At 34.7% G+C, this 24,807-nt stretch carries 23 protein-coding genes; 10 read left to right on the top strand and 13 right to left on the bottom strand.

Annotated elements, in window-relative coordinates:
- A partial coding sequence (locus tag I3217_RS08350; protein ID WP_435049302.1) for an N-acetylmuramic acid 6-phosphate etherase occupies positions 1 to 422 on the bottom strand: 422 nt, incomplete at its 3' end.
- 88 nt (positions 423 to 510) lie between these two features.
- The gene (locus I3217_RS08345; protein WP_435049301.1) at positions 511 to 2,751 is read right to left on the bottom strand and encodes an NADP-dependent isocitrate dehydrogenase; all 2,241 of its coding nucleotides are present in this window, start codon (positions 2,749 to 2,751) and stop codon (positions 511 to 513) included.
- A 377-nt stretch (positions 2,752 to 3,128) separates the two neighbouring features.
- Between I3217_RS08345 and I3217_RS08340 the strand changes: the two genes are divergently transcribed.
- A complete protein-coding gene (locus I3217_RS08340; RefSeq protein WP_435049300.1) occupies positions 3,129 to 4,448 on the top strand; it encodes a glycoside hydrolase family 2 TIM barrel-domain containing protein in 1,320 nt (439 codons plus the stop codon).
- 2 nt (positions 4,449 to 4,450) lie between these two features.
- The gene (locus I3217_RS08335) at positions 4,451 to 8,362 is read left to right on the top strand and encodes a glycosyltransferase family 2 protein (RefSeq protein ID WP_435049299.1); all 3,912 of its coding nucleotides are present in this window, start codon (positions 4,451 to 4,453) and stop codon (positions 8,360 to 8,362) included.
- A gap of 599 nt (positions 8,363 to 8,961) precedes the next feature.
- Here I3217_RS08335 and rplS read toward each other — a convergent pair.
- The 5 genes from rplS to I3217_RS08310 form a co-directional block, all read right to left on the bottom strand.
- On the bottom strand, positions 8,962 to 9,312 hold the full coding sequence (gene rplS / locus I3217_RS08330; RefSeq protein ID WP_435049298.1) for a 50S ribosomal protein L19: 351 nt from the start codon (positions 9,310 to 9,312) through the stop codon (positions 8,962 to 8,964).
- 123 nt (positions 9,313 to 9,435) lie between these two features.
- Positions 9,436 to 10,113, bottom strand: coding sequence for a tRNA (guanosine(37)-N1)-methyltransferase TrmD (gene trmD, locus I3217_RS08325; RefSeq protein ID WP_435049297.1), 678 nt, complete (start codon positions 10,111 to 10,113; stop codon positions 9,436 to 9,438).
- Positions 10,114 to 10,263: 150 nt separating this feature from the next.
- Positions 10,264 to 10,872 (bottom strand): tRNA (guanine-N1)-methyltransferase, encoded by a 609-nt coding sequence (locus I3217_RS08320; protein WP_435049296.1) that lies wholly within the window; start codon positions 10,870 to 10,872, stop codon positions 10,264 to 10,266.
- 140 nt (positions 10,873 to 11,012) lie between these two features.
- On the bottom strand, positions 11,013 to 12,461 hold the full coding sequence (locus I3217_RS08315) for a glyceraldehyde-3-phosphate dehydrogenase (RefSeq protein WP_435049295.1): 1,449 nt from the start codon (positions 12,459 to 12,461) through the stop codon (positions 11,013 to 11,015).
- 140 nt (positions 12,462 to 12,601) lie between these two features.
- Positions 12,602 to 14,008, bottom strand: coding sequence for a trypsin-like peptidase domain-containing protein (locus tag I3217_RS08310; protein ID WP_435049294.1), 1,407 nt, complete (start codon positions 14,006 to 14,008; stop codon positions 12,602 to 12,604).
- A 148-nt stretch (positions 14,009 to 14,156) separates the two neighbouring features.
- On the opposite strand from I3217_RS08310, the gene dapF reads away from it, so the two are divergent.
- The 4 genes from dapF (at position 14,157) to I3217_RS08290 (ending at position 17,406) form a co-directional block, all read left to right on the top strand.
- A complete protein-coding gene (gene dapF / locus I3217_RS08305; RefSeq protein ID WP_435049293.1) occupies positions 14,157 to 14,936 on the top strand; it encodes a diaminopimelate epimerase in 780 nt (259 codons plus the stop codon).
- Positions 14,930 to 15,454: a GNAT family N-acetyltransferase gene (locus tag I3217_RS08300; protein WP_435049292.1), complete on the top strand. Its 525-nt coding sequence runs from the start codon at positions 14,930 to 14,932 to the stop codon at positions 15,452 to 15,454. The genes dapF and I3217_RS08300 overlap by 7 nt, the downstream gene beginning before the upstream one ends.
- Complete coding sequence (mltG, locus tag I3217_RS08295; protein WP_435049291.1) at positions 15,454 to 16,494, top strand: endolytic transglycosylase MltG; 1,041 nt, start codon at positions 15,454 to 15,456, stop codon at positions 16,492 to 16,494. Before I3217_RS08300 ends, mltG begins: the two co-directional genes overlap by 1 nt.
- A 228-nt stretch (positions 16,495 to 16,722) precedes the next feature.
- On the top strand, positions 16,723 to 17,406 hold the full coding sequence (locus I3217_RS08290) for a peptidoglycan-binding protein LysM (RefSeq protein ID WP_435049290.1): 684 nt from the start codon (positions 16,723 to 16,725) through the stop codon (positions 17,404 to 17,406).
- A gap of 2 nt (positions 17,407 to 17,408) precedes the next feature.
- Here the strand turns inward: I3217_RS08290 and I3217_RS08285 are convergent, their stop codons facing one another.
- The 3 genes from I3217_RS08285 to dnaA are packed head-to-tail and all read right to left on the bottom strand — an operon-like array spanning position 17,409 to position 20,039.
- The gene (locus tag I3217_RS08285) at positions 17,409 to 18,122 is read right to left on the bottom strand and encodes an SAM-dependent methyltransferase (RefSeq protein ID WP_435049289.1); all 714 of its coding nucleotides are present in this window, start codon (positions 18,120 to 18,122) and stop codon (positions 17,409 to 17,411) included.
- 24 nt (positions 18,123 to 18,146) lie between these two features.
- Entirely contained in the window at positions 18,147 to 18,599 is a 453-nt protein-coding gene (locus I3217_RS08280; protein WP_435049288.1) for a low molecular weight protein-tyrosine-phosphatase, read from the bottom strand.
- Between the two features lie 12 nt (positions 18,600 to 18,611).
- Entirely contained in the window at positions 18,612 to 20,039 is a 1,428-nt protein-coding gene (gene dnaA / locus I3217_RS08275) for a chromosomal replication initiator protein DnaA (RefSeq protein WP_435049287.1), read from the bottom strand.
- A 185-nt stretch (positions 20,040 to 20,224) separates the two neighbouring features.
- Between dnaA and I3217_RS08270 the strand changes: the two genes are divergently transcribed.
- Positions 20,225 to 20,623, top strand: a complete 399-nt coding sequence (locus tag I3217_RS08270) for an acyl-CoA thioesterase (protein ID WP_435049286.1) — start codon at positions 20,225 to 20,227, stop codon at positions 20,621 to 20,623.
- Between the two features lie 2 nt (positions 20,624 to 20,625).
- Here the strand turns inward: I3217_RS08270 and I3217_RS08265 are convergent, their stop codons facing one another.
- Genes I3217_RS08265 through ribD form a run of 3 tightly spaced genes read right to left on the bottom strand, consistent with a single transcriptional unit; the run spans position 20,626 to position 22,850 of the window.
- The gene (locus I3217_RS08265; RefSeq protein WP_435049285.1) at positions 20,626 to 21,234 is read right to left on the bottom strand and encodes an IMPACT family protein; all 609 of its coding nucleotides are present in this window, start codon (positions 21,232 to 21,234) and stop codon (positions 20,626 to 20,628) included.
- Positions 21,235 to 21,238: 4 nt separating this feature from the next.
- Complete coding sequence (locus tag I3217_RS08260) at positions 21,239 to 21,853, bottom strand: HAD family hydrolase (protein WP_435049284.1); 615 nt, start codon at positions 21,851 to 21,853, stop codon at positions 21,239 to 21,241.
- Positions 21,846 to 22,850: a bifunctional diaminohydroxyphosphoribosylaminopyrimidine deaminase/5-amino-6-(5-phosphoribosylamino)uracil reductase RibD gene (gene ribD, locus I3217_RS08255; RefSeq protein ID WP_435049283.1), complete on the bottom strand. Its 1,005-nt coding sequence runs from the start codon at positions 22,848 to 22,850 to the stop codon at positions 21,846 to 21,848. Before ribD ends, I3217_RS08260 begins: the two co-directional genes overlap by 8 nt.
- Before the next feature lie 27 nt (positions 22,851 to 22,877).
- Between ribD and I3217_RS08250 the strand changes: the two genes are divergently transcribed.
- From I3217_RS08250 to I3217_RS08240, 3 genes are read left to right on the top strand one after another with little or no spacing between them, the layout of a single operon-like run.
- On the top strand, positions 22,878 to 23,360 hold the full coding sequence (locus I3217_RS08250) for a GNAT family N-acetyltransferase (RefSeq protein ID WP_435049282.1): 483 nt from the start codon (positions 22,878 to 22,880) through the stop codon (positions 23,358 to 23,360).
- The gene (gene prmC / locus I3217_RS08245; RefSeq protein ID WP_435049281.1) at positions 23,357 to 24,229 is read left to right on the top strand and encodes a peptide chain release factor N(5)-glutamine methyltransferase; all 873 of its coding nucleotides are present in this window, start codon (positions 23,357 to 23,359) and stop codon (positions 24,227 to 24,229) included. The genes I3217_RS08250 and prmC overlap by 4 nt, the downstream gene beginning before the upstream one ends.
- Positions 24,226 to 24,807: a TIGR00730 family Rossman fold protein gene (locus I3217_RS08240; RefSeq protein WP_435049280.1), complete on the top strand. Its 582-nt coding sequence runs from the start codon at positions 24,226 to 24,228 to the stop codon at positions 24,805 to 24,807. Before prmC ends, I3217_RS08240 begins: the two co-directional genes overlap by 4 nt.

The raw sequence follows: 24,807 nt of genomic DNA, 5'->3' as shown, positions 1-24,807 counted from the left end.
GTTCCCGAGGCGGCAATTCCTATAACCACATCTTTAGTGGAAATATCACGTGCTTTTAAGTCTATCCAGCCTTGTGTGGTTGAATCTTCTGCGAATTCTACGGCATTTCTTATTGCGTTATCACCTCCAGCAATCAATCCTATTACAATATCAGGAGAAACTCCGAATGTAGGAGGACATTCTGAGGCGTCTACAATTCCTAATCTCCCGCTTGTTCCGGCTCCCATGTAAAAGAGACGACCACCATCCTTCAATTTATTTACAATCTGTTCAATTAATAGACTTATCTGTGGTAACGTTTGTTCCACGGCAAGTGGTACAGTTTTGTCTTCGTTGTTAATATTAATAAGCAGGTCATTAATCGACATATGTTCTAAATTGGAGTATTTAGAATCTGCTTCTGTTGTTCTATGAAATTCCATAGTGCAAAGATATGAATTTGATGTATTGTTTATTGGATATAAAAAAAGGGCTCAATGATTGAGCCCTTTTTAAACATATTAATTTTTATTATGCAATTGCTTTAGAAATGTTTTCTAAAATAGCATTTAAAGTCGTACTAGGTCTCATGGCTTGAGAGGTTAAAGTCTCGTCAGGCTCATAATATCCTCCTATATTGACCGGTGATCCCTGAATGTCTATTAATTCTGCGGCAATTTTAGATTCATTTTCAGCCAATGCTTTAGCAACATCTTTAAAAATAGCTTGTAAAGCTTCATCTTTAGTTTGATTTGCTAATGCTTCTGCCCAATAAAGTGCTAAATAGAAGTGACTACCACGGTTGTCAATTTCTCCGGCTTTACGAGAAGGAGATTTTCCATTATCAAGGAATTTTCCTGTTGCGACATCTAAAGTTTCAGCTAAAATTAAAGCTTTTTCGTTTTTAGTCGTTTCTGATAAATGTTCTAATGAAACGGCTAATGCTAAAAATTCTCCTAAGGAATCCCAACGTAAGTGATTTTCTTCCAGGAATTGTTGTACGTGCTTAGGAGCTGATCCTCCGGCACCGGTTTCGAACAACCCTCCGCCATTCATTAAAGGAACAATGGATAACATTTTAGCACTAGTACCTAATTCTAAAATAGGAAACAAGTCTGTTAAGTAATCTCTTAAGACATTACCAGTTACTGAAATGGTGTCTTTACCTTCTTTAATGCGTTCTAAAGTATATTTTGTAGCGTCCTTTGGAGCTAATATTTTAATTTCTAATCCAGATGTGTCATGGTCTGGTAAATACGCTTCAACCTTTTTAATTAATTCGGCGTCATGAGCTCTGTTTTGGTCTAACCAAAATACAGTTGGAGTATCGGTAGCTCTTGCTCTGCTAACTGCCAGTTTAATCCAGTCCTGAATAGGCGCATCTTTAACCTGACACATTCTCCAGATATCACCTGCTTCAACAGGGTGTTCAATTAAAACGTTGTTGTTAGTATCTATTACACGTACAATACCATCAGCACTCATTTCGAAAGTTTTGTCGTGCGATCCGTATTCTTCTGCTTTTTGAGCCATTAAACCAACGTTTGGAACAGTTCCCATGGTAGTTGGGTCGAAAGCGCCGTGTTCTTTACAAAAATCTATAGTAGCCTCATAAATTCCAGCATAACTACTGTCTGGTATTACTGCTTTCGTATCCTGTTGTTTTCCTGCAGCATTCCACATTTGCCCAGAAGTACGAATCATGGCTGGCATAGAAGCATCAATAATAATATCGCTAGGTACGTGAAGATTTGTTATGCCCTTGTCGGAGTCAACCATAGCTAAGGCTGGTCCGTTTTTAAAGGCTTCATCGATATCTTTTAATATTTCTTCTTTTTTATCTGCAGACAGTGTGTCTAAATTGCTTAATAGGTTTCCGAAACCATTATTAGGGTCAAATCCTATTTTTTCGAAAGTTTCTGCGTGTTTCGCAAAAAGGTCTTTAAAGAATACACGAACGGCATGGCCAAATATGATAGGATCTGACACCTTCATCATAGTGGCTTTCATGTGCAATGATAGTAATACATCTTGTTTTTTAGCATCCTTAATCTGAGCTTCCAAAAAGTTTAATAATGCTTTTTTACTCATAACAGTAGCATCGATAATTTCACCGGATAATAAGTTTAAATTATCTTTAAGTACTGTTTTAGCTCCTGAAGCATCTTCAAATTGTATACTAACAGTTGTCGCGTCTTTTACAGTTACAGATTTTTCGTTATGAGCGAAATCTCCAGCTGTCATAGTAGCAACATGCGTTTTAGAATCGGCTGACCATGCTCCCATAGTATGAGGATTCTTTTTTGCGTAATTTTTTACTGCTTTAGGAGCTCTACGGTCGGAGTTTCCTTCACGTAAAACAGGGTTTACAGCACTACCCTTAATTTTATCGTATCTGCCTTTAATTTCTTTTTCAGCCTGAGTTTTCGGTTCATCCGGATAATTTGGTAAATCGTATCCCTGATTTTGTAATTCTTTGATAGCCGCTTTTAACTGAGGAATAGAGGCACTTATATTTGGAAGTTTAATGATGTTGGCTTCAGGTTTTTTCGCTAATTCACCTAATTCAGCTAAAGCATCTGGTAATTGTTGTTCTTTGGTTAAAAAGTCTGGAAATGTAGCAATAATTCTTCCTGCTAATGATATATCTCTGGTTTCGATATTTATGTTAGAAGGACTTAAAAAGGCCTTAACAATAGGTAAAAAAGAGTAAGTTGCCAAAGCCGGAGCTTCATCGGTTTTTGTGTAAATAATTTTAGAACTGATTGCCATTTTAGATTGTTTTATAATTTTTTTTTTGGGCGAAGAATATACGGTATTTTTCGCGGATAGCAAATATACAAAATTAGATAAGTTTTTTTGCTAGGAAATTTACTGTAACTAAAAGAGTTTCCCCTGTTATCTGTTAATAATTTAATTGAAAATAAATAGTTTATGTTTTACAGCATGAACTCTTACTATGTAAAATAGTATTAATGATATTGAATACTTCAAAATTAATAGAAGTTAAATTGAAGATGGTTCTATTTATCGAGATGATGTTGAAATTTATTCATTTTAACTAATATTTAAGTAATATGACAAATAGATTACTAACAGTTTTAAATTAATTATAATTTAATAGGTGATTGTTTAACAAATGATTAGCTATGTTAAAACGCGCCCTTTATCTGTTACTTTTTGTAATATGCCTGGCTGTAGGGTTTTTATTTTATCTCAGAATAAAAAATACAAGTAAAGTAGATACTACTAAAACCGTTTATCTAAGTCAAGGTAAGGATGGTCCACAGCTCTTTCGAAACGGAAAACCCTTTTATATTAAAGGAGCTTCAGGGAGATCTCACATAAAAGAATTAGCTGAAATTGGAGGAAATACTTTACGCGTTTATGATACAACCAATATACAAGGGGTTTTAGATGAGGCTTATAAACATAATATAGCGGTAATTGTAGATATTCCTATACCTCCGTATTCTCCTAAATATCATTATTACGATTCCAAAACTTTTACCGATAGTATGGAGGTAGAGGTTAGGTCTTTGGTAAACAGAATTAAAGATCATCCTGCTTTATTGTTTTGGAGTTTGGGAAATGAGGTCGATTTTCCTTTAGTCTTTTTTAAGAATAGATTTATTAAAACTTATAATAATCTCATTGATATTATTCATGAGTTAGATCCGAATCACCCGGTTTCTACAACCATTTGTAGTACAACTAAAACTCAGATTTTAGGAATTTATTTATATGCACATAATATAGATTTGATGGGGTTTAATGTGTTTGGAAGTTTACCAGATGTTGATCCAATAGTGTCGAAATTTTCATATTTACTGAATTTGAAACCTTATTTCTTTAGTGAATGGGGTATCCATGGTCCTTGGGAAGAGGATAGAAATACCTGGGAGTCTTTGGTAGAACTAAATAGTACAGAAAAGGCAAAAGTATATACTGATCTGTATAAAAGTTATATAGAGCCCGATAAAAACGCTTTGGGTAGCCTGGTATTTTATTGGGGAGATAAAGTTGAAGGTACTCCAACCTGGTTTAATATTTTTAATGAGGAAGGAAGAACCTCGGAAACGTTCTATAGCTTAAAATCTGTGTGGACAAAGCAGGAGTCTAAAGATAGTATTCCTCCACAAATATTAGATCTTGAACTAAATGGTAATGGAAAGTTTACAAATCATATTTATAAACCTAATCATATTGGTAAAGCCGAATTGAATTTGGGGGCTCATCAAAATTCAGATCTTAAATTTAAATGGGTTTTGTGTAAGGAGGGCTGGGGAGATCAGGAAGAAAAGTTTGATTCCCTTTATAATAACCCCATTCTTATTAAATCTATCCCCGGAAGTAAAATTGAATTTAAAATGCCCGAAGAGGAAGGGCCCTATAGGTTATTTGTAAATGTTTATGATAAACAAAATAATTTCTCAACAGCCAATGTCCCATTCTATATACTTAATTAAAAATGAACGATTCACTTGTGTTTGGTCCGCCTACAAGGCTGCAGCTTATTAAATTAAGGATAATGATACTTATCGGTATGATAAGTGTTTTAAGCTTTTTTATTTGGTTTTTATCTCCTGACTTTGTTGGTAATAGTACCTTATACTGGCTCATTTTTGTTCTGCTTGTATACGATGTATTCAGGATTATTTATATGTGGTATCACTATTGGAATATTTCTATTCCTGAAAAACCAAAAGTATGGAAACCTTTAACAGTAGATGTGTTTACAACGTATTTTCCAGGAGAGCCTATAGAAATGGTAACAGAGACTTTACTGGCGATAGTAAAAATAAAATATCCGCATACAACCTATTTGTGTGATGAAGCTAACCATCCTGAGTTAAAGGCATTTTGTAAGAAACACAATATAGTTCATGTTACAAGAACAAATAGAGTTGATGCTAAAGCCGGGAATATTAATAATGCATTACAACAGGCTAAAGGGGAATTGTGCTTGATTCTTGATCCCGATCATATTCCGGATGAGAACTTTCTTGATGAAGTTATTCCTTATTTTGCTGATGATAGTATTGGTTTTGTACAAACGGTTCAGGCTTATTATAATGTTAATGAATCTAAGGTAGCCAAAGGAGCGGCTCAACAGACGTTTCATTTTTACGGTCCATTAATGATGGGAATGAATAGTTATGGGACAGTAAATGCTATTGGGGCTAACTGTGTATTTAGAAGAGAAGCGTTAGATTCTATTGGAGGTCATGCTTCAGGGTTGTCTGAAGATTTGCACACCGCTATGAGACTCCATGCTCAAGGGTGGAGATCAATTTATTTACCAAAGTCACTAACTAAGGGCTTAGTGCCGGCTACGTTAACATCTTATTATCAGCAACAATTAAAATGGTCTAAAGGTACTCTCGAACTCCTTTTAAAAGTGTATCCTAAATTATTTAAGAAATTTACCTGGAGGCAAAAAATTCATTATGGTATATTACCATTTCACTATTTTTCTGGAATAGCATTTTTTATATGGTTACTAATTCCAATAATTTCATTAAATTTTTCTATATCACCTTATCGGGCAGATCTTGTTGAGTTTCTTTTACATGTGGCGCCCATATTAGTAAGTTTTATAGCTATAAGATTATCTGTCCAAAATTGGGTGATTCATAAAAGTGAACGTGGTTTACATTTATTGGGAGGAATTTTATTTCAATGCACATGGTGGGTATATGTAATTGGAGTAATATATAATGTAATTGGTAAAAATTTAGTTTATCTGCCAACTGAAAAATCAGATTTTGAAAGAACTCATTTTAAAGTTGTGCTTCCTAATATTATAGTTTTTTTGTTATCCTTAAGTGCGATATACTATGGTTTAGCGAAAGATTTTACGCCGTACTCGATTGCAATGGCAGGATTCGCCTTTTGGAATGCTTTGATTATGCTGTTTACTTTAGTATTTGCTTATGAAAAACGCAGGATGTATAAGTTTGCAGATTATTTGAACGCGTTTGTTTTTTCGAAAAAGGAATTTATAAGACAGCTTTTTTATGGAGTAGGAAAGAAAACGGCTTTACTGATGCTTCTTTTAACCGTTGTAATAAGTAGTTTTTTACACTATCAAAAGGAAGAAATAAAGCAAAACGGAATAGCTTTGGCAGAACCTGTACAGAAGGAAATTAAATATTTAGGTGTATTTTCTCCAAAGGTAGATAATGGGATTACAACAGTTCATGGAATAAATGAATTTGCTGATGTTATAGATGAAAAATTAAGTATTGCTTCTTTTTATTATGCATGGAATCCGGATAAAGAATTTGTGTTTTCTTCTAAAGTCATGGATTCTGTATATCAGATGAATGCTGTTCCCATGATTACCTGGGAACCTTGGAATAATTATGAGGAACAAGATTTAAATGAAAATAAGCATGTTTTTGATTTGGTAAACGAGGGGTATTTTGATGCGTATTTAAAGGCGTCTGCAATTCAGTTTAAATCCCTGAAAAGACCAGTTTTTTTAAGATTTGCTCACGAATTTGATAACCCGTTTTATCCTTGGTTTGATGAAAGGAAACAGGCATCGGAAGTGTTTATTGAGGCCTGGAGGCATGTTTATGATATTTTTAAAGCAAATGGCGTTCAAAATGTTGTTTGGATTTGGAATCCTTGGAGAGCTGAGCATGTAGCTGCTTATTACCCGGGAGAAGATGTTGTAGACTGGATTGGTGTTAATATACTAAACTATGCTTCAGATAAAGAAGCTGCCGGCTGGGCAAGTTTTAAAGAATTATACGATTCTTTTCATAACGAAATAATCAAATTGCCAAAGACTCCAATAATAATTTCAGAATTCGGTTCCTTAAGGGGGGATGGAAATCAGGATGAATGGTTTAAAGAAGCTTATACTTGTTTAAAACATGAATTTGATGAAATTAAAGCAATAGTTTATTTTAATTCGGACGTAGATAATAATATGCCGGATGGATTTAATTCACCGGAACGGTTTAATTGGAAGGTCGCAAATAAAACGGGGCTAGAACATTCTTTTAAAGCTGAAGATTTTAGTTTGTATGAAGACTACTTAAAAGATGAACGTCGTTTTAATTTCAATAAAATTAAGTATCTGGCTGTTCGATCGACAGAAAAAGAGTCTGTAAACTCAGTAATACCTCATGATTTAGAAAATGATAGGGAAAGAGATTTATTAATTACTAATGCTATTATAAAATCGAAAAATCATTTAGAAAAGCCACATTCATCTGGGGCTATAAGTTTGAAAAATGTTCATGGGGTTAATTTTAAAAAAGGAGAAAACTGGAAAGAAGATTTTTTTGTTTTAGATAGAAGGACGCTTGTCCATGATTTCTCAACTATGTCCAATGTAGGTATAAATGTGATAAAGTTTAAAGAAAATTCAGTATATGACAGGAATGTTTTAAATATAAGTGAAGAATTTGGAATAAAAGTGTGTTATGGTTTTAATCTTCCAGTGCAGATGGACTTTATTAAAGATACTTTATTACTGAAGGAAATTCAACAAAATATATTGCATAAAGTTAGACGTTATAAGGAAAAAAGCCAAATAATAGCTTGGAATCTGCAAAACGATGTGTTATCTGATTTGGGGACTTTTTATTATAAACCGGAATTGTTAATCCAGAAGCAGGCCTACCTTAATTGGCTTGGTGGATTAATTGAAGATATAAAACGTATAGATGCTTCAAGACCTGTTATTTTAGATTTAAAATCGAATAACTTAACTAACTTACATGCCAGAAGTATTGAAAAGATTATGCCTAATCTCGATTACATAGGACTGAAGGTAAAGGATTCCATAGCGTTAAAAGTGAATTTAGAAGGGCTGGAAAAGGAATCTATACCTTATGTGTTTTCTGAAATTCCTGTAGAAGTATTAGCGCAGGATGAATTTGTAAAAGATGATATTCCGTTTTTCGTATCTTTTTGGCAGGATCAGCAAGGCATAAATAATATCGCTTTCGAAGGCCTGATAGATAGAAAAAACAGGTATAAAAAAGGATTTTTTCAGCTTCAAAATTTAATAACGCCAAAATCAAAATCATCAATAAGTTCAGGAAGTAGTATTCACTGTAATATTCTTAAGCCAACAAAGGTAACACATTCTAACAGAGTCTTAACGTATCATGCCTTTATTCAGGACGAAAGTCAACTCTGGGTTCCAGGTTATAAGAATAAACAATTTAGTTATGAATGGGAATTGGTTAAATGTGATGCTTATGGTAATTATTTAGCGATACAACCTGTTGGGAATTTACCTTACCTAAAAATAAATATTCCAGAAAACAATGAGGATTATAGGCTTGTTTTAACTGTTAGTGATGGAGAACAATCTTCTATCAAGGTTTCCAATTTGAATACACCATACAGTGAATAAAAACATAAAAGCCATATCAAGATAGTTATACTATTCTGACATGGCTTTCTCTGAAACAGTGTTTTAAATTTATTAGCATAATTGCTAATTACGTTCGGAAATACATCTTACTTGTTTTCATTAAAACAATCCCATTTCAAAATTGAAACATTTTTTTCTGTAACTTTCAAAATGTATTTACTTGCTACTAAAATGTTTCTGTGAATTGTTTTTGTGATGATTTAATTCTTGTTTTGTTAATACAAACACAGTATAAAACATTGTTTTCTTTCTATATCTAACTTCGTATCTATATACATTCGAAAACTTTTAGTTTAAAATATTTGTTGCCATACAACTTATGCTAATATTTAAACTTCATGATTATTTTTACTTAAACAGGTAATCTAATCTTAAAAACAATTCTAAAAAGAACGTTTAATACACAAATGATATTTGAAGTATTAATTGTTATGCTAAGATAAGAAAACATTAAGGAAAAATCAATGAATTTAACATTTTAAATGTCAACAGGTTATAAACTTGTTTTGTTCACTTTTGTTCATAAAAAAAGTCCTGAATTTATTTCAGGACTTTTAATTATATGCGTTGTAAAAATACTAGCGTCTTCTTTCTTTAATTCTAGCTTTTTTACCAGTAAGACCTCTAAAGTAGAAAATACGAGCTCTACGTACTTTACCTCTTTTGTTTACTTCAATCTTTTGTAAAGCAGGCATGTTAATTGGGAAAATACGCTCTACACCTACAGTTCCAGACATTTTTCTGATTGTAAATGTTTCAGAAGTACCTGTTCCTCTTTTTTGAATAACTACCCCTCTAAAAAACTGAGTACGTACTTTTTCACCTTCTCTAATTTCGTAGTACACAGTAATTGTGTCTCCGGCTCCGAATTGTGGAAATTCCTTTTTTGTTACAAATTCGTCTTGTACAAATTTTATTAAAGATTCCATATCTTTTTATATTAATTATAGTTATATCAAAGCAACATTCACGATTTTCGCCAGAGGTTGGTTCGAAATTGGCTGCAAAAATAACGATTTTTTTATTAATTACAATAGTACTGGTAAAAATAATTAATTGTCAAGAAGGTCAGGACGTCTTATTTTAGTACGTTCAAGGGCTTGATTTTCACGCCATTCTTCGATTTTAGGGAAGTTGCCGCTAAATAAGACATCGGGTACTTTTAAGCCTTTGTATTCTCGTGGTCGCGTATAAATTGGGGGAGCTAATAAATTGTCCTGAAACGAATCGGTTAAAGCCGAAGTCTCATTTCCTAAAACTCCTGGTATTAATCTAATAATGGCGTCCGACAGGACAGCAGCACCAAGTTCACCTCCCGAAAGCACATAATCGCCTATTGAGATTTCTTTAGTTACAAACATATCGCGCACCCGTTGGTCAACGCCTTTGTAGTGCCCGCATAGTATAATTAGGTTTTCTTTAAGCGATAAAGCATTAGCGATCCCCTGATTTAAGGTCTCTCCATCCGGAGTCATATAAATAACTTCGTCGTAAGTGCGTTCAGACTTTAATTTAGAAATGCATTTGTCAATAGGTTCAATGAGCATAACCATACCAGCGCCACCTCCAAACTGATAATCGTCTACGGTTTTATAATTGTCACTTGTATAATCTCTTAAATTGTGAAAATGAACCTCTACGAGATTCGCTTCGATGGCACGTTTTAATATAGAAGCGTTAAAAGGGCTTTCTAATAATTCTGGCAACACCGTAATAATATCTATACGCATAGCTCTGTTTGTTACAAAGCGCAAAGATGCGAAGAAATGGCTAAATATGGAAGTTATTAAACTTTGTAAATTGTTCTTGGAAAGAAAAAAAGCCTATACATTGCTGTATAGACTTTTTACAAGTGTTAAATATTATGGATATGAAATTAATTATACACTCGCTTTTTGTTTATTAAGTTCGTCCTGTAATTGACGTCTTACTTTTTGTTCTCGCTTTAAAGCTGTTTGTCTGTGCTCCTCGAATTCTTCTTCAATCTCTGCCAGCATTCTTTTTGCTTCTTTGGTAACGGTATTACTATTTTTAAATTTATAGATAAAGAATAATAAACAAACTAATAGACCGCCAATAACAGACCAGATAAAGGTGTTATAGCTTTGTTTGCTTAACTGTAAGCCTAAAAATTGCATGCTGTCTTTTTCCTTATTTGTTAAATCTAAAGTGTTTTGGGTTTCACTTAAATTAGATTTTAAAGTCCCGATTTCGTTGGCTTGCTGGTCTACATTAATTTGTGTCTCCGATAATTCTTTATGAACGGCTTTTAACGAATCTAAGGTATGAGACTTAAGTGCGTATAACCATGATTTTTTTACGACTTTATAATCCTGATAATTATTAGATTTCTGGATTACATATTCAAACTGATTGTCTAAAGAACCATCATTTAACGAAAGTTTATCTTCGGGATCTGACTGTGCGTTCATCGAAATTGAGAGCAGACCTGTAAATAAGGTTAATGTTAAAGATTTTAGTAGAGTCATTTTGTCTAGTTTAATTTGGGTTAAGAATTTTACGAAAATAGAAAAAAGCTATTTAAGTAAATCAGTTTAATTAGCAAAAAACCTCACAAAAGTGAGGTCTCTATATATACGTAAAAAAAATATTTTTGGATTACGGTCTATTAATAATAGGTGAATCTTCTTACTTTGGCGATGTGTTTTGCAAGTCTAACTACTTGATGACTATAGCCATACTCGTTATCGTACCAGATGTATAAAATTGCATTTTTTCCGTTAGCACTTGTAATTGTTGCTTTACTGTCGAAGATTGAAGGTGCTGAACTACCAACAATATCGCTGGAAACTAATTCGTCGCTCATTTCATATTTAATCTGCTCTACTAAAGGGCCAACCAAAGCACTTTCTTTTATAATATCATTAATAGCATTTACAGTTGTTTCCGTCTGAAGTTCCAGATTAAGTATCGCTAAAGAGCCATTCGGAACAGGTACTCTAATGGCGTTCGATGTTAATTTGCCTTCCAGAGTAGGCAGGGCCTTTGCAACAGCTTTTCCGGCACCGGTTTCTGTTATTACCATGTTTAGGGCAGCAGCACGGCCTCTGCGGTATTTGCTATGAAAATTATCGACTAAATTCTGGTCGTTAGTATAGGCATGAATGGTTTCCAAATGCCCACTTTCAATACCGTATTTATCCTGAATAGCCTTTAAAATAGGAGTGATGGCATTGGTTGTGCAGGATGCTGCTGAAAATATATTAACCGTGTTTGGATCATATTCTAAGTGATTTACCCCATGCACAATATTTGGAACACCTTTTCCTGGAGCGGTAAGTAAAACTTTATCAACTCCTTTCGAAGTAAGGTGTCTGTTCAAGGCTTCCTTATCTCTGAAAACACCTGTATTATCAATTACCAAAGCATTGTTAATGCCGTATGCAGTGTAATCAATATCTTCCGGATTGTTGGCAGAAATAATTTTAACTGTAGTTCCGTTAATTATTAAAGCGTTGTTTTTAGCGTCTGCAATTACATTTCCGGAAAACTCTCCATGAACAGAATCGTTTCTAAGCAAGGAGGCTCTTTTTTCTAAAACAGTCTGGTCTATTTTTCCTCTGGTAACGATAGCTCTTAGACGTAGTTGATTTCCTGATCCTGTTCTGGTCATAAGTTCACGGGCTACCAATCGTCCTATTCTACCAAATCCATAAAGCACGACATCTTTAGGTTTAATCGATTCGAATTTGCTGGCATGCTTCAGTTTTTGAGCAACAAAAGCCATGGCATTGCTGTGCTTTTGGTCGTCTAATTGAAACTCGTAAGTTAATTTACCAATATCCAGTTTGGCCGGAGGTAAATCGAGTGTTTTAATGGCCTGTGCAATTTCTACAGAATCGAATATGGAAATTGGTTTTCCTACAAATTCCCCTGCGTATTCATGGAGGTTCAGAATTTGACTTACGTTGCGGTCAATTAACTGATTTCTAAATAAAACCAATTCGATAGCCTTGTCGTACCACAGGTCGCTAACAATTTTAATAAATTCTACAGTAGCTCTTCTTCGGTCGGCTTGAAAAGCTAATTCTTTTTCATAAGTTTCGATAAAACTCATTGTCTAATTATTTAGTGTGTTGTTTAAAATTTGCGCAAAAATAATTTATTTCAAACGTTTTCGTAGCTTTTTTTTGAAAAAATAAACCCTTTAGGAATTCCTAAAGGGTTTGTCTGTTTTTGTTGAAAAATGTTTAATGTTTATCTAAAATTATAACGTTCTTTTTCACCTTTTTCGTTTATTAATTCAATTTGTAAGGGTTCGTAAGGTGATTTATTCCTCATAATATTCTGAACGTCGTCTACATTTTTAACTTTCTGACCGTCTATTGCAGTAATAATATTCCCGGGAGTAATACCATTACGCTTCCAGTAAGTTTCGTATTGTTCGTTTAATCTGATGATTTTTACACCATTATTAAGGTTAAATTTCTTTAAATCTTCTTTGCTGGTGTTTTTTATCACACCAACAAGTGGCATGGTAAGCGTTTGATTTTTAATTAAAGTAACAGGAACTTCTTTTGTTTTTCCGTCTCTCAGCAGGGTTACATTTACCACATCGTCCGGGCGTTTTGTGTTTAAATGCCCTCGTAAGTCTGAGAATTTAGTAATGCTAACCTGGTCTATTTTCTTAATAATATCCCCGTGTTTAATTCCGGCTTTGTCAGCACCAGAACCTTCTTCTACAGAGTCTACATAAAATCCTTCAGTTTCACTTAAGTTTAATTTCTCGGCATAATCGTTATTTAAAGCCCCTCCGGTAACTCCTAAAATTCCATTTTGAACATTACCGTATTCCATGATATCTTCAATAACTTTTCTCGCAATATTACTCGGAACCGCAAATGAATAACCGATATATGATCCGGTTTGAGATGAAATAGCAGTGTTTATTCCTATTAAATCGCCATTGGCATTTACCAAAGCTCCCCCTGAGTTCCCTGGATTTACTGCTGCATCTGTCTGAATAAAGGATTGGTAACTTTGTCCGGTTAAATCTCTCGATTTTGCACTAATAATTCCGGCAGTAACTGTAGAAGTTAAATTGAAAGGGTTACCAACGGCAAGAACCCATTCACCGATTTTGGCCTGATCGCTGTCTCCAAATGTGGTATAAGGTAGTTCTTCGTCTACTTCAATTTTTAATAAAGCTATATCTGTCTTATCATCGGATCCAATAACTTTAGCGTCATATTCCTTATTATTGTTAAGTGTAACCGAAAGGGCCTGAGCGCCATCAATTACATGGTTATTGGTTATAATATAACCGTCAGGCGAAATAATTACTCCCGAACCAGTACCCACTTGTGGTTGCATAGGTCGACGACCGTAAAACAAATCTTCGAAGGTCATCTGGCCGGATACCATGGCCATGTTTTTAACGTGTACAACGGTGTGTACTGTGTTTTCAGCAGCCTTGGTAAAATCGGGGGCATTTAAAATATTATTGGCAGACGAAACGTTAGAGGTTGGGATGTAACTGGAAATAGTTGGCTCTGTTTTTGTAATTACTAAAGCATTATCTTGTTCTAAAAACATTTTGTAGGAGCCCAATGTTAAAGCACCTCCTAAAGCAGATACGAATACTAGGGTTAAAATCTTTTTCATCTATATATTAATTTAGTTTGTAATACTTTATTCTAAAATTAGGATTTTTTAGAATGATTGGTTCGAGTTTAACGATTTTTAACGTCTTGTTTAAGGACTTTTAACAACGCAGATAAACGGTATTATATTGTTATATTTGCAAGCAATTATGAAACAGACTTTTTATAAATACCAGGGAACAGGGAATGATTTTGTAATGATTGATAATCGTTCAAATACATTCGATAAGACAGATGTGAAACGTGTTAATTTCTTATGTGACAGACGGTTTGGGATAGGTGGAGATGGATTAATCCTTCTGGAAAATCATCCTGAAGCCGATTTTAGAATGGTTTATTTTAATGCTGATGGTAATGAAAGTACCATGTGTGGTAATGGTGGACGTTGTATCTCTCAATTTGCAAAAGATTTGGGAATTATTGGTGATAAAGGTTCGTTCGAGGCTATAGACGGTATGCATTATGTGGTTTTCGAAGAGGGACTGGTAAAATTGCAAATGCAGGATGTCGCCGATATTCAGAAACATGATAATTATGTGTTTTTAAATACCGGATCTCCTCATCATGTGCAATTTGAAGAGAATATTGAAAGTTTCGATATTAAAACGATAGGACGTAATATAAGAACCGGAGCGCCATACTTTAGCGAAGGGACTAATGTGAATTTTGTTCAGAAACAGGGGGCAGATACTTTTAGAGTGCGTACTTATGAGCGTGGTGTTGAAGATGAAACGTTATCCTGTGGTACAGGTGTAACGGCAGTGGCACTTGCTATGCATGCGCTTGGCGAAACTAATGCAAATACGGTGAACCTTAATGTAGAAGGAGGCGAACTAAGAGTTGCATTTAATGCCCAAGACGGTAAATATAATAATGTATGGTTAATAGGTCCGGCAAAACAGGTGTTTAAAGGCGAAGTAGCATGGTAACATTGCGAGGTGAACAGGTTTATTTGAGGGCTCTCGAGCCTGAAGATTTAGAATTTGTCTATCAAGTGGAGAATGATGAATCGATCTGGGAGCTGAGTCATACGCAAACACCCTATTCTCGGTATTTAATAAAAGAATATTTAGAACATGCCCACAAAGATATTTTTGAAGTTAAGCAATTACGATTAGTAATAAGCACTTTAAAAAGCGAAACCATTGGCCTGATAGATATATTCGATTTTGATTTTAAAAACAGGCGCGCAGGGGTTGGTATTTTAATTCAGAATCACACTAACAGATCAAAAGGATTTGGAGCGGAAGCTTTGTCGCTTTTAGTGGAGTATTGTTTTAAGCAGTTACAGCTTAATCAAGTGTATTGTAATATTGCCGAAGAAAATATTCATAGTATAAATCTTTTTAAAAAACTCGGTTTTCAGGAGGTAGGCGTTAAGCAGGCGTGGAATCTTGTAAATGGAGTGTATAAAAACGAATTACTTTTTCAACGTATAAACGAATAATGTATATTAAAAAAATAATTGTAGCCATTGCGCTATTAGGACTTGTAGTTGCTGCATTTTTTGCGCACTATGTGTATTCTGTTATGTTTAAACCTAATACTTCATTTAATAATGATGTAGCTTATATATATGTGCCTACCGGGGCTGGTTATCAGGACGTGAGAGAGCAGCTTAAACCCTTGTTGAAAGATATAGGTAAGTTTGATGCTTTGGCAGAACGAAAACAATATACTACACATTTAAAAGCCGGGAAGTTTGCAATTAAAAAGGGGATGAATAATAATGATATTATAAATTCTATACGAAGTAAAAATATTCCGATTACAGTGGCTTTTAATAATCAGATGTCTGTAAATAGTCTAGCGGGACGTATTGGACAACAAATAGAAGCTGATAGTCTGGCCTTAATTCAGGCAATTAACGATCCTGAATTTTTAGAGGCTAACGGTTTTTCAACTACTACAAACCTGGGTGTGTTTATTCCTAATAGTTATGAGTTTTTCTGGAATACCTCAGGAGAACAGTTTAGAGATAGAATGTTGATTGAGTATAAAAAGTTCTGGAATAAAAGCCGGACTGAAAAAGCGGAAGCTCTCAATTTAACACAAAATGAGGTGATGACCTTGGCTTCTATAGTGCATGAGGAGTCTAAGCAAGCCTCTGAGCAACCTCGTATTGCTGGGGTATATTTAAATCGATTAAAAGTGGGGATGTTGCTTCAAGCCGATCCTACATTAAAATTTGCGGCTTATCAATTGCCGGAATACCAAGATACCGTAATTAAGCGTGTGCTTAATAAGCATAAAACTATTAAATCTCCGTATAATACGTATTTAAATACAGGCTTACCTCCGGGGCCTATTGCTATGCCGGATATATCGGCTATCGATGCCGTTTTAAATCCGGAGAAACATGATTATTATTATTTCGCCGCCGATGCCGAGCGTTTAGGTTTTCATAGGTTTGCCAAAAATTTAAGTCAACATAATGCCAATGCAAGGGCGTATCAAAACTATTTAAATCGTCAGGGAATCCGTTAAATTTGGTTAAAATTAACGTTTTTATAATTCATAAAGTAGGTTTTTTCTGTCAAAAACATACTAAGTTAAACTACTTATAAAGCCGTTAACTTGTACGTAACTAGGCGTGTAAAGGAGCTTTTTTGATGTTAATCGATTAGTTTTCAGATTAATGAAAAAAGATGTATATTTGCAAGCTCAAATTTTTAAGTTAGAAAATCGTTTTCGGACTTAATGAAATTTATAGTTATGATAAAAAATATTGGAAGTTATTTATTTGGAATTCTTGCAATATGTTCTTTGGCATTCTTTTCATTTTCTTCAGAAGATCAAGTAAATGTAAAAGCGTATTCAACCCAGGGACTAGCTTTAAATTATACGGTTAACGCGCAAGACGTTGACAACGAAAATTTAGAAGAAGAGGCTATAGAGGCAGAAGTTGCTAAAGTGTTTTCGCCTTATCTGGGGAAATCGTTCATTGGGTTTAAGGAGGCTGTTGGCTTTAAAGAGTCCAGAGGCGATTATTTTACGGTGAATACTTTAGGGTATTTAGGGAAATATCAGTTTAGCAAAGAGACTTTAAAAATGATTGGAATACATAATCCGGTACATTTTTTAAATAACCCAGAGCTACAGGAGAGAGCTTTTCTAGCAAATGCAGAACGTAACAAGTGGATATTGCGCCGTGATATTAAGCGTTTTGTAGGTAAAAAAATCAATGGTATTTTAATTACAGAATCAGGGATACTGGCAGCAGCGCATTTATCCGGACCTGGAAGTGTTAAAAAATACCTGCGTAGTAATGGTCAGAATGGTTTTGAAGACGCATATGGTACAACTATAGAGTACTATCTTAAAAAATTCTCGGGTTACGATACTTCGTTTGTAAAGCCTAACAAGCAGGCAAAAGCCAAAATTGCAGAAAAAGTTTAGTGTTAATTTTTATGAATAATAAATATAGAAGGCCTTTTATGAAGGTCTTCTTTGTTTTTACGCCATTCTGAAACCGTTTTTGTTTTTATAAATTCGGTTGGTAAGGTTATGTCGCAGGCTACACAAACTGAAGTGGTATTTCCTAAAATATTACAGATATCTTCCAGCATTTTATTGTTGCGGTATGGGGTTTCAATAAAGATCTGAGATTGATTATAGTCGAAAGATAAACGTTCTAATCGCTTTAATTCAGTTTTTCTTTCATTCTTGTCTATAGGTAGGTAGCCGTTAAATGTAAAGCCTTGTCCATTCATTCCTGAGCTCATAAGTGCAAGCAGAATTGATGAAGGACCTACAAGAGGAACAACCTGTATGTTTTTTAAATGTGCGATTTTAACAACGTCCGATCCGGGATCGGCTACACTAGGGCATCCGGCTTCGGAAAGTAGTCCAACATGTGTTCCTTTTAGGCAAGGTTCAAGAAATTCAGGTAATTCACTGGCTTCTGTGAATTTGTTTAAAACGAAAATATTTAAACTGGGTTGTGGTTTTTCCGGGCAGATTTTCTTTATAAATCTACGAGCAGTCTTTTCGTTTTCAACGATAAAAGTATCGAGTTGTTCTATGGTGTGTTTTACTGATATGGGAAGAACTTCTAGGGGTTCGTTGTCGCCCAGAGTTGTTGGTATTAAGTATAGTTTTCCTGGAGTCGTCATGATAAGTTCAGTAAAAAAAAAGAATTAATTGAATTGCTCTGCTATTACAGAACAGGCTTCGTCTAGCATTTTATAAACGTTTTCAAATCCGTGGTCACCTCCGTAATATGGGTCGGGAACATCGTAATTCTGATTCGGATAAATTTCGTTTAAAATAAGCTTAACTTTGGTTTTGTCGTCTTCGGTTCGCGCTAGATGAATAATGTCTCGGAAATTAGAAGTGTCCATAGCGTAAATAATATCGAATTCATCAAAATCGTTGATTGTAAATTGTCGCCCCATTAGGTTCGAAATATTAATACCGTATTTGCGGGCAACACTAACAGAACGCTTATCCGGATTAGATCCGATATGGTAGCTGCTGGTTCCGGCTGAATCTATGACGAAATCTTCATAGGGTAATTTAGAACGTAAAATACCTTCAGCCAATGGAGATCTACAAATATTTCCAAGGCAAACCATGAGTATTTTAGTCATAATCTAGATGTTTTAAACCGATAATTTTTTGGTAATGTCTTCTACGTACTTTTTAAACTGCTTATCTGTAGTTTGTAAATTGTCTACAGTTTTACAGGCATGAAGTACAGTAGCGTGATCTCTTTTTCCTATTTGCGAACCAATACTTGCCAGTGAGGCTTTAGTATATTTCTTAGCAAAGAACATTGCTAATTGTCTGGCTTGTACAATATGGCGTTTTCTTGTTTTAGATTGTAGTGTATCTACATTCATCTGGAAATAGTCTGATACGACCTTCTGGATATAATCTATAGAAACTTCGCGTTTTGTGTTTTTAACAAATTTCTCTACAATCTGTTTAGCAAGGTCTAAAGTTATTTCCTTTTTGTTGAATGACGATTGAGCGATTAGCGAAATAATGGCGCCTTCTAGTTCTCTAACATTAGTTTTTATGTTTTTAGCAACATAATCAATAATGTCTTCAGGCATCTCTACACCATCTCTATATAGCTTATTGTTTAATATAGAAATTCTGGTTTCGTAATCCGGGCTTTGCAATTCTGCAGAAAGTCCCCATTTAAAACGAGATAATAAACGCTGCTCAATGTCTTGCATGTCAACAGGAGCTTTGTCACTCGTTAAAATCACTTGTTTTCCGTTTTGGTGCAGGTGGTTAAAAATATGGAAAAACACATCCTGAGTTCCTGACTTTCCAGAAAGGAATTGAACGTCGTCTATAATTAATACGTCAATAATCTGATAAAAATGAATAAAATCATTACGATTATTCTTTTTTACCGAGTCTATATATTGTTGCGTGAATTTTTCAGCAGAAATATAAAGTACCGTTTTTTCAGGATATTTATCTTTAATTTCAACTCCAATAGCATGTGCTAAATGTGTTTTACCTAATCCAACACCTCCAAATATTAACAACGGGTTAAAAGAGGTGCCTCCCGGTTTAGCTGCAACAGCTAAGCCCGCGCTTCGTGCTAATCGGTTAGAATCGCCTTCTAAGAAGTTGTCGAAACTATAATTAGGGTTAAGTTGAGACTCAATTTTAACATTTCTAATTCCAGGAATTATAAACGGATTGCGTAATTCTGGATTTTTGTTGTTTAAAGGAATGTCAACATCCTGAGGTTTTACAGGTGTGCGGCTGGAACTAGGGATCTTTTCTGTAAAAGGTTGTTTGTTGCCATAGGTGTTTTCCATTTTAATAATGTAAACCAGTTTGGCTTTTGCTCCTAATTCCTTGGTTAATGCTACTTTTAAAATTTTAACATAGTGCTCTTCCAGCCACTCATAGAAAAATTTACTTGGTACTTGAATGCTTAAAGCGTTGTCCGTTAACTTTACTGCGACAATAGGTTCAAACCAGGTTTTGTATGCTTGCGGTTGAATGTTATCTTTTATGAATTCTAGACAATTATTCCATACCGATTGCGCAGTTACACTCATTATTTTTTGTAAGATTTTTGTTAGTAAAAGTTGTAAGAGAAAAATGAAATTATCCCCCGGTTATTGGTGTGACAAATATGTGAACAAATATCTTAAAAAAAAAACGTGGTGCTATTGAATTTTTAGATTTTTTTTCCCATGTTTAACACGTTTCCGAAGCTACAAAAAAATATTTAAACTTTATTATGAAATTCGACGAAATACAAATAAGAGTGCGATATGGTGAAACTGACCAGATGGGCGTGGTTCATCACGGAAATTATGCGCTATACCTAGAGTTGGCGCGGACTGAGTGGCTCAGGGCTCTGGGGATATCTTACAAAGAAATGGAAGAGCAAGGGATAATGTTGCCAGTGGTTTCTATGAGTTTAAATTACAAAAAATCAGCGTTTTATGATGATGTTTTGACAGTAAAAACTATATTGAAAAAAAAACCTGGAGTGCGTATCGATTTTGACTTCGAAATTACAAATGAAGCAGGTGAATTGATCGTTTTGGCAAATACAGTTTTAGCTTTTATGGATATGAATACGAAACGTCCTATTCGGTGTCCGAAATCTATTTTAGATCTGATGCCTGAGTAATCTTACACCTCTTTTATTTCGACTTCGAATAGGTTGTCAAAACTGTTAAAAACTGCTTCGGCTTCATTTTTTCTGACCGAAATTGTTAATTCGCAATGCAATTCTAATTTCTGATTGGTTATGTTTATGTTTTTCTCCTTGATTATGCGCATTACCTTATTCATGTTTTTGTAATCGTAAATAATAAGGAATGTTTTGTTAATAGTGCGCTCTATAATTTTTGAAGCTTCCAGACTCAGTTGGGCCGAAGTTTTGTATGCACTTATAAGTCCGCCAACGCCTAATTTAACGCCTCCAAAATATCTAACCACAATTACTAGTATGTTTGTGACGTCGAAAGATTGAATTTGTCCGTAAATAGGCATTCCGGCTGAATTGTTAGGTTCACCATCATCGTTAGCTCGATAGGTTATAGATTCTGTTCCTAACTGGTAAGCGTAGCACCAGTGCCTTGCTGAATGGTGTTGCTTTTTAATTTCGTCTAAATGGAATTTTATGTCATCTTCCGTGGTTACGGGAAATGCATACCCGAAAAATTTGCTGTTTTTTTCTTTAAACAGGGTTTCTTCAGAGGGGGTTTCAATAGTTTTATAAGTGTCTTTTTCTTCCAAAAGTTTAATTGAATAAGTGTTTTTTTGTCTCGAAAAGCCTTGTTACGTCTTCGGTTTTTGGATTTATATTCCAGGTATGGATTCCTAATTTTTCAGCAGCATCCGTATTTTCTGTTGTGTCGTCTATAAAAAGAGTTTCTTCTGCTTTTAGGTTGTTTTGGTTTAGAACAAATTCGTAAATGTCGGCATTTGGTTTTCTTAGGTTAATTTCGTGTGATAAATAGAAAACGTCAAAATAACTTTTAAATTCATTGAAAAAAGGCACGTAACTTTTTACAAATTCGATGTGTATATCGTTAGTGTTGCTCAATAAAATAAGTTTGTATTTTTTGCTTTTAGCTAAGGCTTTAAGGAATTCTAATCGGTGATGTGGAAAATCTTTTAAAATGGAATTCCATATTTCCAATATCTTTTCCCTGTCAACATCAGGATAGGTTGTTTCGTAATATGAAATGAAAACCTCGTTACTGATTAAGCCCATTTCGTATTGTTCGTTAATATGAATCATTTCTTTAGGAAAATGTTTCAGCTTAAAATGAGTCAAGGCGTTTTCTAGTGCTCCTATTTTATCAAGATTGATAAAAACGTCTCCAAAATCGAAAATTATGGTATTAATCATTTGTGAAATATTTTAAAGTGTCGTTTAATATTCTGTTTTCTGATTGCAATGCTCCTTTAAGTTCTGGCGCTTTAGTGCCTTCGTTAAAAATGTTGGTGCTATAAAATACTCGGGCTTCATCCCACAGATTTTCATTTATAAAATATTGCAGGGTCTTTGCGCCGCCTTCAATAATTACAGAGGTAATGTTTTTAGAATGCAGCGTATTGCATATTTGTCGCGCTAAAGGTTTAGAGAAATCTATTTGCTTTGAGCTTAAAAGTAATGTTTCTGCTTCTTTATTAAAAACGGCGTTGTTCTCAGGTAAATTATTATGTTTATCTATTACTATTCTTGTGGGGTTTAATCCTTTCCAGTCTCTTGCTGTTAATGAAGGGTTATCTTGTAGAACGGTGTTACCACCCACTAAAATGGCTTGTTCTTCGGTACGCCATTTGTGCACTAATTGCCGTGAAAATGTATTGGTGATCCAAACGGGTTTTTGTTCGTTTTTTGTTTTTGGAGCAATAAATCCGTCGGCAGATTCGGCCCATTTTAAAATGATATAAGGGCGCTTTTTATTATGAAAGGTAAAAAAGCGTTTGTGTAGCTGTTTACATTCTTGTTCTAAGATACCGACCAGTACCTCGCAGCCCGAGGTTTCCAGTTTTTTTATGCCCTGGCCGGCAACCAAAGAATTGTCGTCTATAGTGCCGATAATAATTTTAGGGATTTTATGTTTTATAATAAGATCGCTGCACGGTGGTGTTTTTCCAAAATGCGAACAGGGCTCCAGTGTAACGTAAAGGGTAGCGTCTTTTAAAAGAGATTTATTTGTAACAGACTGAATGGCGTTAACCTCTGCGTGTGGTCCGCCGTATGCGCTGGTAAAACCTTCTCCGATTATTGTGTTATTTAACACAATAACGCAGCCTACCATAGGGTTTGGTCTTGTCGTTCCCAATCCGTTTTTGGCAATTTCTATACAGCGATTTATGTATTTTTCATGTATCTTCACCTCACAAAAATAACATTAAAAATGGGGATGAGCCATTTCGAGATAAGAGAAATTCAAACTCAAGATAATCAGCAGGTCGCAGATGTCATTCGTGAAGTTTTAGTGGAATCGGGAGCGCCAAAAGTAGGTACGGCATACGAGGATTTAGCCTTGAATGATATGTTTAGTGCTTATAATAGCTCAAAATCGATATATTTTGTGGTGCTAAAACAAGGACGGATTGTTGGTGGCGCCGGAGTTGGACCTTTAAAGGGAGAGAGGGATACCTGCGAATTGCAGAAGATGTACTTTTTAAAGGAGGCGAGAGGGCTGGGTGTAGGTTCATTTATGATGGAAACCTGCTTGCAAAAGGCTAAGGATTTAGGGTATAAAAAATGCTATCTTGAAACTTTGCCTTATATGGTAGATGCTACAAAACTTTACAGAAAAACAGGATTTAAAAATTTAGATGCTCCAATGGGAGAAACCGGACATTATTCCTGTAACGTGTGGATGATAAAAGAATTATGAGATTAAAAGATATTCAAAATAAGTTCCATGATACTTTAGATGCTCATTACGGCAGAGAGGAAGTAAATCATTTCTTTTGGTTGTTATGCGGCAAATATTTTAATATAAAACGAATAAAACTGGCTTTGGAGCCAGAAATGACAGTGTCTGAAGAGCAAGCAAATACATTGTTTCTGGATCTGGAATCTTTAAATCAGCATGTACCTATTCAGTATATATTAAAAACTACAGAGTTTTTCGGAATGGAATTTAATGTGAATTCATCAGTGTTAATTCCCAGACCTGAAACTGAAGAACTGGTAAGCTGGATTATAGATTCGCAGAGAGAAAATAATAAGGCTTCGCTGCGTATTTTAGATATTGGTACAGGTAGTGGGTGTATTGCTATTGCTTTGGCAAAACATTTTAAGGAGGCCGAAGTTTTTGGAGTAGATGTAAGTAAGGAAGCAATTAAAGTGGCTGAGCAAAATGCTGAGTTGAATAATGTAGAGGTGCATTTTATTCATGCCGATATTTTAACAGTAGACCCTACTATTATTGAAGACTTTACTTTGCCATTCGATATAATAGTGTCTAATCCGCCATACGTTCGTGTGCAGGAAAAGGCACTTATGCGAGCTAATGTGTTGGAGTATGAACCACATTTGGCTTTGTTTGTCGAAGATCAGGAACCACTTATATTTTATAATGCAATAACGCAACTGGCCGAACGAAATTTAGTGGTTAATGGAATGTTGTTTTTCGAAATCAATGAGTTTTTAGGGGAAGAAATGGTAGCTTTGCTGATTGCTCATAATTTTAAAGATGTAGAATTAAAGCGGGATATGTTTAAAAAACATAGAATGATAAAAGGAATAAATAAAATATGAAATCTGTAGCTGTTTTTTGTGGTTCGAGTAAAGGACATGATCCAGACATAATAAATGAAGCTTATTTGTTAGGACAGACTTTTGCTAAAAGGAAAATCGACTTGGTGTATGGGGCTTCAAAACTAGGAATCATGGGCGAGGTTGCCCGGGGTGTAACCGATAATAAAGGTGGCATTATAGGTGTTATTCCTGAGTTTTTAATGACTAAGGAAATTGTTAATCCAGATGTAACAGAGTTAATTGTTACAGATAATATGCATAAACGTAAAGTTATTATGTATGAAAAGTCAGATGGGTTTATGGTCTTGCCAGGTGGATTTGGAACTATGGACGAATTTTTTGAAATCACTACCTGGGGGCAATTAGGTCTGCATACCAAGCCTATTGGGATTTTAAATGTAAATGGTTTTTTTGATCATTTGCTTGACTATTGTAAAACAATGGTTTCTCGTGGGTTTTTAAAACAGGAAAATTTAGACGCCGTTGTTGTTGATGATACAATAGACGGATTATTGGAAAAGATGAATAATTACAAGCCTTTACCGGCTCCTAAATGGTTAAATAAAGAACGACTGTAA

Source organism: Formosa sp. S-31, from assembly GCF_051172795.1.
Lineage (GTDB): Bacteria > Bacteroidota > Bacteroidia > Flavobacteriales > Flavobacteriaceae > Formosa.
Note: the sequence above shows the minus strand (reverse complement) of the source record. Positions and strands in the feature narration are given on the sequence as shown.

What these genes read in the sequence shown, in the direction of transcription:
- I3217_RS08345 (WP_435049301.1), bottom strand. Translation starts at nt 2,751, where the DNA reads ATGGCAATCAGTTCTAAAATTATTTACACAAAAACCGATGAAGCTCCG.
- I3217_RS08340 (WP_435049300.1), top strand. Translation starts at nt 3,129, where the DNA reads ATGTTAAAACGCGCCCTTTATCTGTTACTTTTTGTAATATGCCTGGCT.
- I3217_RS08335 (WP_435049299.1), top strand. Translation starts at nt 4,451, where the DNA reads ATGAACGATTCACTTGTGTTTGGTCCGCCTACAAGGCTGCAGCTTATT.
- rplS (WP_435049298.1), bottom strand. Translation starts at nt 9,312, where the DNA reads ATGGAATCTTTAATAAAATTTGTACAAGACGAATTTGTAACAAAAAAG.
- trmD (WP_435049297.1), bottom strand. Translation starts at nt 10,113, where the DNA reads ATGCGTATAGATATTATTACGGTGTTGCCAGAATTATTAGAAAGCCCT.
- I3217_RS08320 (WP_435049296.1), bottom strand. Translation starts at nt 10,872, where the DNA reads ATGACTCTACTAAAATCTTTAACATTAACCTTATTTACAGGTCTGCTC.
- I3217_RS08315 (WP_435049295.1), bottom strand. Translation starts at nt 12,461, where the DNA reads ATGAGTTTTATCGAAACTTATGAAAAAGAATTAGCTTTTCAAGCCGAC.
- I3217_RS08310 (WP_435049294.1), bottom strand. Translation starts at nt 14,008, where the DNA reads ATGAAAAAGATTTTAACCCTAGTATTCGTATCTGCTTTAGGAGGTGCT.
- dapF (WP_435049293.1), top strand. Translation starts at nt 14,157, where the DNA reads ATGAAACAGACTTTTTATAAATACCAGGGAACAGGGAATGATTTTGTA.
- I3217_RS08300 (WP_435049292.1), top strand. Translation starts at nt 14,930, where the DNA reads ATGGTAACATTGCGAGGTGAACAGGTTTATTTGAGGGCTCTCGAGCCT.
- mltG (WP_435049291.1), top strand. Translation starts at nt 15,454, where the DNA reads ATGTATATTAAAAAAATAATTGTAGCCATTGCGCTATTAGGACTTGTA.
- I3217_RS08290 (WP_435049290.1), top strand. Translation starts at nt 16,723, where the DNA reads ATGATAAAAAATATTGGAAGTTATTTATTTGGAATTCTTGCAATATGT.
- I3217_RS08285 (WP_435049289.1), bottom strand. Translation starts at nt 18,122, where the DNA reads ATGACGACTCCAGGAAAACTATACTTAATACCAACAACTCTGGGCGAC.
- I3217_RS08280 (WP_435049288.1), bottom strand. Translation starts at nt 18,599, where the DNA reads ATGACTAAAATACTCATGGTTTGCCTTGGAAATATTTGTAGATCTCCA.
- dnaA (WP_435049287.1), bottom strand. Translation starts at nt 20,039, where the DNA reads ATGAGTGTAACTGCGCAATCGGTATGGAATAATTGTCTAGAATTCATA.
- I3217_RS08270 (WP_435049286.1), top strand. Translation starts at nt 20,225, where the DNA reads ATGAAATTCGACGAAATACAAATAAGAGTGCGATATGGTGAAACTGAC.
- I3217_RS08260 (WP_435049284.1), bottom strand. Translation starts at nt 21,853, where the DNA reads ATGATTAATACCATAATTTTCGATTTTGGAGACGTTTTTATCAATCTT.
- I3217_RS08250 (WP_435049282.1), top strand. Translation starts at nt 22,878, where the DNA reads ATGAGCCATTTCGAGATAAGAGAAATTCAAACTCAAGATAATCAGCAG.
- prmC (WP_435049281.1), top strand. Translation starts at nt 23,357, where the DNA reads ATGAGATTAAAAGATATTCAAAATAAGTTCCATGATACTTTAGATGCT.
- I3217_RS08240 (WP_435049280.1), top strand. Translation starts at nt 24,226, where the DNA reads ATGAAATCTGTAGCTGTTTTTTGTGGTTCGAGTAAAGGACATGATCCA.